1 tRNA gene and 2 rRNA genes are annotated in these 1,465 nt (G+C 55.7%); all 3 read left to right on the top strand.

The window, feature by feature from the left end:
* A 23S ribosomal RNA gene (locus L632_RS0121170) occupies positions 1 to 1,110 on the top strand; the annotation flags it as partial.
* A gap of 97 nt (positions 1,111 to 1,207) precedes the next feature.
* A 5S ribosomal RNA gene (rrf, locus tag L632_RS0121165) occupies positions 1,208 to 1,322 on the top strand.
* A 66-nt stretch (positions 1,323 to 1,388) separates the two neighbouring features.
* Positions 1,389 to 1,465, top strand: a tRNA-Met gene (locus L632_RS0121160).

Below are 1,465 nucleotides of genomic sequence, written 5' to 3'. Positions count from 1 at the left end.
GGCGACTGTTTACTAAAAACACAGGGCTCTGCGAAGCCGTAAGGCGACGTATAGGGTCTGACGCCTGCCCGGTGCCGGAAGGTTAAAAGGAGAGGTGCAAGCCTTGAATTGAAGCCCCGGTAAACGGCGGCCGTAACTATAACGGTCCTAAGGTAGCGAAATTCCTTGTCGGGTAAGTTCCGACCTGCACGAATGGCGTAACGACTTCCCCGCTGTCTCAAATGTGGACTCAGCGAAATTGAATTGTCTGTGAAGATGCAGACTTCCCGCGGTTAGACGGAAAGACCCCATGCACCTTTACTATAGCTTCGCACTGGCATCAGGATTGCGATGTGCAGGATAGGTGGTAGGCATCGAAGCGGGGACGCCAGTTCCCGTGGAGCCATCCTTGAGATACCACCCTTCGCACTCTTGATGTCTAACCGCGGCCCGTTATCCGGGTCCGGGACCCTGCGTGGTGGGTAGTTTGACTGGGGCGGTCGCCTCCCAAAGAGTAACGGAGGCGCGCGAAGGTTGGCTCAGAGCGGTCGGAAATCGCTCGTTGAGTGCAATGGCAGAAGCCAGCCTGACTGCAAGACTGACAAGTCGAGCAGAGACGAAAGTCGGCCATAGTGATCCGGTGGTCCCGAGTGGAAGGGCCATCGCTCAACGGATAAAAGGTACGCTGGGGATAACAGGCTGATGATGCCCAAGAGTCCATATCGACGGCATCGTTTGGCACCTCGATGTCGGCTCATCTCATCCTGGGGCTGGAGCAGGTCCCAAGGGTATGGCTGTTCGCCATTTAAAGAGGTACGTGAGCTGGGTTTAGAACGTCGTGAGACAGTTCGGTCCCTATCTGCCGTGGGTGTAGGATACTTGAGAGGAGTTGCCCCTAGTACGAGAGGACCGGGGTGAACGTTCCACTGGTGGACCAGTTGTCGTGCCAACGGCAGTGCTGGGTAGCTATGAACGGACAGGATAAACGCTGAAGGCATCTAAGCGTGAAGCCCCCCTCAAAACAAGGTATCCCTTGAGAGCCGTGGAAGACCACCACGTCGATAGGCCGGAGATGTAAGCGCAGCAATGCGTTCAGTTGACCGGTACTAATGGCTCGATTGGCTTGATTTGATCCGGAAGAAGACAGACCTTCTTCCAAAAGCATCCTTGGACAATGTCTTTCCAGGTTCCCAGAAGAACCGGAAAACGCCGATCGCTCCTTTTCCGGTCTGGTGGCCAAAGCACGAGCAAAACACCCGATCCCATCCCGAACTCGGCCGTTAAGTGCCGTCGCGCCAATGGTACTGCGTCAAAAGACGTGGGAGAGTAGGTCACCGCCAGACCTGAAAAGAAGCGATCCGTCTCTCAAGAACGAAGCAGTGCGTATCAGAACGATCCGCAAAAAATGCCGCGGGGTAGAGCAGCCCGGTAGCTCGTCAGGCTCATAACCTGAAGGCCGCAGGTTCAAATCCTGCCCCCGCAACCA

The organism is Paracoccus sp. J39, assembly GCF_000518925.1.
Classification (GTDB): Bacteria; Pseudomonadota; Alphaproteobacteria; order Rhodobacterales; family Rhodobacteraceae; genus Paracoccus.
This window is presented reverse-complemented; position numbering and strand designations above follow the sequence as displayed.